The sequence below is a fragment of the Deltaproteobacteria bacterium genome (assembly GCA_035063765.1).
Taxonomy (GTDB): Bacteria; Myxococcota_A; UBA9160; order UBA9160; family PR03; genus CAADGG01.
In genome coordinates, this window is sequence record JAPSFT010000047.1 from 1 (window position 1) to 7,338 (window position 7,338).

At 72.6% G+C, this 7,338-nt stretch carries 7 protein-coding genes; 4 read left to right on the plus strand and 3 right to left on the minus strand.

What is annotated here, in order from left to right; genetic code table 11:
* Positions 1 to 46 precede the first annotated feature (46 nt).
* The 3 genes from OZ948_19555 to OZ948_19565 all read right to left on the minus strand — a co-directional run bounded on the left by OZ948_19555 (position 47) and on the right by OZ948_19565 (position 2,801).
* Positions 47 to 529 (minus strand): hypothetical protein, encoded by a 483-nt coding sequence (locus tag OZ948_19555; protein MEB2346915.1) that lies wholly within the window; start codon positions 527 to 529, stop codon positions 47 to 49.
* A gap of 66 nt (positions 530 to 595) precedes the next feature.
* A complete protein-coding gene (locus tag OZ948_19560) occupies positions 596 to 1,999 on the minus strand; it encodes an ABC transporter ATP-binding protein (protein MEB2346916.1) in 1,404 nt (467 codons plus the stop codon).
* A complete protein-coding gene (locus OZ948_19565; GenBank protein MEB2346917.1) occupies positions 1,989 to 2,801 on the minus strand; it encodes an ABC transporter permease in 813 nt (270 codons plus the stop codon). The genes OZ948_19560 and OZ948_19565 overlap by 11 nt, the downstream gene beginning before the upstream one ends.
* Before the next feature lie 364 nt (positions 2,802 to 3,165).
* Between OZ948_19565 and OZ948_19570 the strand changes: the two genes are divergently transcribed.
* The 4 genes from OZ948_19570 to OZ948_19585 all read left to right on the plus strand — a co-directional run.
* On the plus strand, positions 3,166 to 4,836 hold the full coding sequence (locus tag OZ948_19570; protein ID MEB2346918.1) for a glycosyltransferase: 1,671 nt from the start codon (positions 3,166 to 3,168) through the stop codon (positions 4,834 to 4,836).
* Entirely contained in the window at positions 4,829 to 6,157 is a 1,329-nt protein-coding gene (locus OZ948_19575) for a glycosyltransferase (GenBank protein ID MEB2346919.1), read from the plus strand. The genes OZ948_19570 and OZ948_19575 overlap by 8 nt, the downstream gene beginning before the upstream one ends.
* 16 nt (positions 6,158 to 6,173) lie before the next feature.
* Positions 6,174 to 7,022: a glycosyltransferase gene (locus OZ948_19580; GenBank protein ID MEB2346920.1), complete on the plus strand. Its 849-nt coding sequence runs from the start codon at positions 6,174 to 6,176 to the stop codon at positions 7,020 to 7,022.
* Positions 7,013 to 7,338: hypothetical protein (locus tag OZ948_19585; protein ID MEB2346921.1), on the plus strand; the 326-nt coding region annotated here is incomplete at its 3' end. The genes OZ948_19580 and OZ948_19585, both read left to right, overlap by 10 nt.

Here is a 7,338-nt window from a genome sequence, read left to right on the forward strand (position 1 = left end):
GTGCTGCAGCGCCTCGACACGCACCCCTTCTCGGCAGTCGCGCAGCTCACGCCGCGGCTTTGGAAGCAGCACTTCGCCCAGGCCCCGCTGCGCTCGCTCCTCGACCGCACCTGACCCAGCCGCCTTCCGCTCGCCCGCGCAAGGACGCCTCAGGCTGGCCGGTTACGTTGTCCGTCGCGGTGTTCATGAGGCGCAGTACCGGGCGCGCGCCCTCGCCGTCGAGGGTCGCCTCGGCGCCCGGAACGGCGCGGATCGTGAAGTCGACGGGGATGTCCGAGACGAAGAAGCCGGCCTGGCCGTCCGGGGTTGCTCCGCCGACCGCCGGCGAGGGGTAGACCCCTGGCGCCAGCTCGATGACGTCGCCGGACACCGCGACGTTCGCGATCGCCTGCTGCAGCGTGGCGTGGTCCTGGGGGACGCGCAGCACGCTCGGAGCGCCACCGGCGCCGAGCAGCGCGAGGGAGAGCGCCGTCACGGCCGCCAGAAGCGCGCGCTGCCGCCCGTTCGAGAGCCGTCGGCGTCCGCCCATCGCGCGACCTCCGCGCGGGCCGATGGCCCGCGTGTCTCCATCTCGGTCCGAGCAGGCGACACTGTATCAGGCCGCACCGCCCGCGGGACGGGCCGCCTCCGACGCGACGATCTCGACGGTGGCGCTGCGCGCGAGGGCGAGGTCGATGCGGCCGGTGGCTTGGCGCGCAGCCGTCGCTTCGATGCGGAAGATCAGGGCGTCGAGGATCCGGTGCAGGTAACGCTCTTCGCCACCGACCTCGCCCAGCACGCCGGCGTTGCCGAAGTATACGCCCGGTACGAGCAGTGCGAGGAACGGGAAGCGCACGCGCGCACTCCCACCGGCGGGGATCGCGTCGATGCCGGCGCCGCTCGGGTGCGAGACCTGGCCGGAGAACTCGAAGCCGGTCGGGAGCTTCAGCATCATCCCGAAGCGGACGCCTGTGGCGGGCTCGTGGAAGCGGACGTCGAAGGCGTACGAGTACCAGGCACCTGCGCGCAGCACGTTCACCTGTCGCCCTTCGCCGTCCAGGATGCGGACGTTCTCGATCGTGGCGCCGCGCGGCTCGTAGGCGACGGTGCTGCGCGGCCGCAGGTGGGGGTCCACCTCCGCCTGCGGTTCGGCCCGGCGGACCGGGGCCGGCGGGCGCGGCGCAGGTGCCGGCGGGGCCGGCGCCTCGCCCGCGTCGAGCGCGCGGATCTCCGCCCGGATCCGCGCCGCCTCCGCCGGCGGCGCGTCGCTGAGCCGGCGGTACTGTGAAACCACGGTCTTCGGGTCGCCGGTGAGCATGCGCTCGCCGCCGTCCATCAGGACGCCGCGATCGCAGAGCTCGACGACGCGGTTGAGCGAGTGCGAGACGAACAGGATGGTCGAGCCCGTCGCCTTGATCTGCTCGATCCGAGCGAAGCACTTGCGCGTGAAGGCCTCGTCCCCCACGGCCAGGATCTCGTCTACGACCAGCACGTCCGGGTCGGCATGGATCGCCACCGCGAAGGCGAGTCGGGCGTACATGCCGCTCGAGTAGGAGCGCACCGGCTGGTCCAGGAACTCGCCGATATCGGCGAAGGCGACGATCGCGTCGAAGCGCTCGCCGATGTCGGCGTCGCTGAGGCCGAGGATCGCCGCGTTGAGCAGGACGTTCTCGCGGCCCGTGAAGTCCGGGTTGAAGCCCTGGCCGAGCGCGAGCAGGGGCGCCACGTGCCCGCGCACCTCTACCGAGCCGGCGCTGGGCTCGAGCAGGCCGCAGATCATCTTCAGGAGGGTCGACTTGCCGCAGCCGTTGCGACCGACGATCCCGACCGTTTCACCGCGCCACACGTCGAGGTCCACCCCGTGGACGGCGTGGAACTCGCGGTAGAAGCGCCGCCGGCCGCGCCACAACATCTGCTTCAGGCGGTCCTGGGGCTGCGCGTAGACCTGGTAGACCTTGGACACGCCGCGCAGCCGGATCGCGAGCAACTCGTCCGCGCGCGCGCACGCCTCAGAGGACATCGGCGAAGCCCTTCTTGGTGCTCGTAAAGCCGAGCGAGCCCAGCCAGGCGGCCGCCCAGCCCAGGGCTGTGAGGAGCAATAGGGTGCGGCCGTCCGGCACCCGACCCTCGAACAGCGCGGCTCGGAAGTCCTCGATCATGGGCACGAAGGGGTTGACCGAGTAGAGCGGGCGGAACGCCTCGGGGATCCGCTCGGCGGGATAGAAGATCGGGCTCAGGAACAGCAGCGTCGTGGTGAAGATCCCGGCGATCTGGGCCAGGTCACGCAGGAAGACCCCGGCCGCCGAGAGCATCCAGCTCGCGCCGAGCGTGAGCAGGAGCAGCGGGACCAGCAGCAGCGGCGCCGCCAGCGCGCTCCACGGCGGCAGCCCTACCAGCGCGACCAGGAACGCCAGCAGCAGCGCCATGTTGACGGCGAAGCCGAACAGCGCGGCGGCCAGGCTCACCCAGGGTAGGACCTCGATCGGGAACAGTACCTGCTTGATGTAGGTCTGGTTCGAGGTCATCAGCGTCGGCGCTTCGGTCACGCACTCGGCGAACACCGAGTAGAAGATCATGCCGGCGAACAGCACCAGCGCGAACGGGGTCTGCGCGCTCCCCTCGAGCTGCCAGCGGGACTGGAAGACGGTGCCGAACACGAAGGTGTAGACGGCGAGCATCAGCAGGGGCTGGAGCAGCGTCCACAGCGAGCCCAGCATCGAGCCCCGGTAGCGGGTCTCGATCTTGCGGCGGGCGAGCCGGAGGATCAGCCGCCGGTGGCGCCAGCCGACGCGCAGGAACGAGAGCGGGCTCGGGATCTCCAACTCGGGCGGCGTCCGTTCGCGACAGGGTCGAAGAGCGAGGAAGGCTAGCCTTCGCTCGCGTCTCCTGCCGCGCCTGGGGGGGCCGCTGGCGGCCCGCTCGCTGCCGCGCGACACCAGGGAAGCGCTCCCGGGGCGCTCCCGGAGAGGGACCGCATTCCCTAGCCTCCGTCCCGGTCGCTCCGCACGATCCCGAAGGACGGAGCGGGCGCCCACCAGCGGAGATCCGTTGCCCACCCTTCGCACCCGCGCAAAGGCCCTCGCGCTCAGCCTGCCCGGAGGCGAGGACCTGCTGCGTTGGCTGCGCGAGCGGAAGCGGCGGGCGGGGCCACGCCGCGCCACGCCCTCGCGCTCACGCGAGGACGCGGTGGGGAGCGAGATCGAGCTGGTCGTGGAGCTCCCGCCTGGCAGCGACCCTGCGCTCGCGGCCGCGCTGCGCACGGTCTCGCCGGAGCTCGTGGTCGGGAGCGGGGACCCGCGCTCGGCGCGCGCGGACGCCTGGCACTACGCGCCCGGCCAGCCTGCGGTCATGCTCGCGCCCCACCACCTGCGCAACGTGCTGCTGTGCCTCGCCCATCAGCCGCTCGACTTCGTGGTGGTCTCCCACGGGCTCGAGGAGCCCCCGGCGCTGCAGATCGTCTCGGCGGCCAATGCGGTCGTGCTCTCGGCCGCCGCCCGCCGCGCGCTCCGCGAGACCGCCGGCCTGCCGCCGGGCGCGCAGGGCCGGATCCTGCGGCTGGTGCCGCCGCCCCCCGGCGCCGCGCTCGTCTCCGCCCGCCTCGACGACCTCGGACTCGGTCCCCTCGAAGCCGACGGGCCCGAGCTGCGCGCGAAGGGGACGGCGTGGCCGACCGGGTCGCCGCCTCGCCGCCCCGCCTGCGCTCTGTTCCCGTCCGTCCCGGAAACGCGGGAGACCGTGCTCGTGCTCCCGATCATGATGGCGGTAGGCGGCGTCGAGCGGAACCTGATCGAGGTCGCGCGCGCGCTGCGGGACCGCTACGCCTTCGTGGTCGTGACGACCGAGCGCCTGTCGACGGCACGTGGCTCGCTGAGCCACCAGCTGCTGCCCTGGTGCGAAGCGCTCTTCGAGATCGGCGAGCTGGCGCCGCAGCAGGAGTTCCTTGCCTTGCTCGAGACGATCTCCGCCAGCTACCGGCCCGGGCTCGTGTGGATCTGCAACGGGTCGCCCTGGCTGCTCGCCCACAGCGCGGAGCTGCGCGGCCTGTTTCGGGACGTGCCGATCGTGGATCAGCAGGTCTACGACACCGACGTCGGCTGGATCGAACACTACGGCGACGCCGGCATCCAGTCGTTCGACCGCTTCATCGCGATCAACCGCCAGATCCATCGCGTCTTCCAGCAGCGCTTCGGAATCGATCCTGGCCGGATCGACCTCGTCTACCACGCCGTCGACACCGTGCGCTTCCAGCTCGCGGCCGCCGACGCGTGTCCGCGCCGCGAAGGGGCGCGCGCCTACGGCCTGCCGGACGAGGGCCTGCGCTTCGGCCTGGTCGGCCGGCTCACACCGCAGAAGCGGCCGCTCGACTTCCTGCAACTCGCGCGCCGCGCGCGCGACGCCGGCCTGCCGGGCTGCTTCGTGCTGGTCGGTGACGGCGAACTCGCCGCCGAGTGCGACGCCTACGCGCAGCGACACGAGCTCGCGAACCTGCGCCGCATCCCGTTCTGCGACGACATGAGCCGGCTGCTCCCGCTCTTCGACGGGCTCGTGATCTGCTCCGAGTACGAGGGCCTGCCGATCTCGATGCTGGAGGCGCTCGCGATGGGCGTCCCGGTGCTGTCGACGGCGGTCGGCGACGTTCCGCTCGTGCTCGAGGAGTACGAGGTGGGGCGGATCGTTCCGCGGATCGGGGACCCCGCGGCGCTGTTCGAGGCGTTCCAGGCCTGGCGGGGAGAGCTTCCGGCGCTGCGCGAGCGCGCGCGCCGGGCTGCGCCGCGCATCGCGGAGCGCTTCTCGGCCGCGGCGGCCGGCGCGGCCTACGACGCCTCGTGGCGCCGGGCGAGGGCGGCCCGTGGCTGAGCGTGCGCTGCACCCGAGCGCGCTCCCCGCGATCTCGGTGGTGATCCCCAGCTACGGCCGCGGCGAGCTGCTCGTCGAGACCCTTCGGCGCTGCCGCGCGTGCGCGGGGCCCGTCTCGCTCGAGCTGGTGGTGATCGACGACGGCTCGCGGGACGACACGCCGCAGCGGCTCGCGACACTCGCCGAGGAGATGCCCGAGCTGGTCTGGCGCAGCGTTCCGAACGGCGGCCCGGGCGCGGCCCGCAACCTGGGCGCCTCGCTCGCCAAACACGAGATCGTACTGTTCCTCGGCGACGACATGCAGCCCGAGAACGACGGCTTCTTCCTCGCTCACGCCGAGCTCCACGGGCGCCACCCCTCGCGGGGCTTCGCCGTCGTCGGCAAGGTGATCTGGCCGAACCGCCCGGACTCGCCGGTGAACTTCGTGATGGCCCACGTCCAGGGCCGCGGCGGCCAGCAGTTCGGCTACGCCGACCTCGACCCCTACAGCTTCCTCGACTGGCGCTTCTTCTACACCGCGAACGTGTCGGTGAAGCGGACGATCGTGGACGACTGGCAGACGGAGGGCTTCTCGTCCGCCTTCACGCGCTACGGCTACGAGGACGGTGAGTTCGCCTACCGGATGATGAAGCAGCGCGAGCCGATGCGGCTGCTCTACGCGCCGACGGCGATCGTGAGCCACCACCATCCGCTCGACGCGGACGCCTTCCTCTCCCGGCAGCTCTCGGCCGGCATGATGGCGCGCGTGTTCCTGGACCTGCACGCCGATCCGGAGCTGCCGGAGCTGCTCGGCGTCGCGCGCGTGCAGCAGGCTCTCGGCAGGCCGGTGGAGGTCGCCGAGGGGATCCTCGCCGCGGACCTGCTCGCCATGGTGGAGGGCGTGAAGTCGTGGGTGCGGGTCGCGGACCGAATGCAGCGCCTCGGCTCCCAGTGGTGGCACGACGACCTGCTGCGCGGGGCGTTCGCGCTCTGCTACCAGCAGGGCTTCGTGTTCGCCTCCTCGTCGCCGGGCGCGAACGTCGGCGCCGCGTGCTGGCTGATGCTCGATGACTTCGCCCGCGCGATGCAGCGCGCGGTGCAGGTCGAGATCGCCGGGAGCGCGCTCGGACGCTGGGACCTGAGCGGCCTGTTCCAGCTCGCCGTGCCGGCGCCGGTGCTCGAGGGCGTGCCGTCGGGGCGGCCGCGCTCCGAGCGCCTGCGCCGGCTCTTCGTCGGGGGCCCGGAGCGGCTGCCCCGGCTGCGCGAGTGGGTGAAGGCGCGGCCGCGCCTCGCCGCGGCCTTCCGCAGGCTGCGGCGCCGCCTGACCGGCGTCGGCGCGTGAGGGAGCGCTCCCGGCCATGTTCAGCGTCGTGATCCCGAGCTACCGCCACGTGCGCTTTCTCGCCGAGGGCGTGCTCTCGGCGCTCACGAGCCGCCACGTGAGTGAGGTGCTGATCGCCGACGACGGGTCGGCGGACGGCTCCCGGGCGCTGATCGGCCAGCTCGTGCGCTCGCACCCGGACCGCCTGCGCGAGCTGCCCGGCTCCGGGGAGCGCAACCTCGGCGCGGCGCAGCGCCTCGACCAGCTGGTAGCCGAGGCCCGCTGCGACTGGGTCGCCGTCCTCAACTCCGACGACGCCTTCGCCCCGGGCCGCTTCGAGCTGCTGCGGCACCGCTGCACGCGCGGCGTGCGCTTCGTGGCCGGCCATCTCCTGATCGTCGACGAGGACGGACGGCACCTGGGGACCAAGCGGGGCGTGCTCGAGCCCGAGTACCCGTTTCCGCCCGGATTCGACGCCGCCGGCCGCGCCGCCCGCGACGACGTGCTCTCGCTGCTCGCCAACCAGAACTTCCTCGCCACGACGAGCAACATGGTCTTCACCCGCGAGCTCCACGCCGAGATCGGCGGCTTCCGGGACTACCGCTACGTGCACGACTGGGACTTCGCCCTGCGCGCCGCGATCCGGGGAGGCTTCGTGCTGCTGCCGCACTATCTCGCGATCTACCGCGTCCACGGCTCCAACACGATCGCCGAGGACGTCGAGCGCGTCGCGGCGGAGGTGCGCGCGATGATGGGCGGGCTGCTGCGCGACTTCCCGGCGCTGCGCACGCAGCCCGGGTTCGTGGCGGGTCTGTGCGGCAACCGGTACCTGGGCGACGCCTGGCGCCGCGCCGAGGGCGTGGAGGAGGTGACGGAGTGCGCCTGATCGGACCCCGTGCACCGCGCCCCGATCCGGAGCTTCGGCGGCGTGCCGATGTCCTGCGCCGCAGCAGCCTGTTCGACGAGGCGTACTACCGCGCGCTCTACACCGACATGAAGGAGCCGGCAACCGACTGCGCCCTCCACTACCTGAGCCACGGAGCGCGCGAGGGGCGCCGCCCGCATCCGCTCTTCGACCCGAGCTGGTACCGGGAGCAGCACCCGGAGGTGGAGGCGTCGGGGCTCGACCCGCTGACGCACTACCTCGAGATCGGCGCCGAGGCGGGCTTCGACCCCAACCCCTTCTTCGACGGCGACTGGTA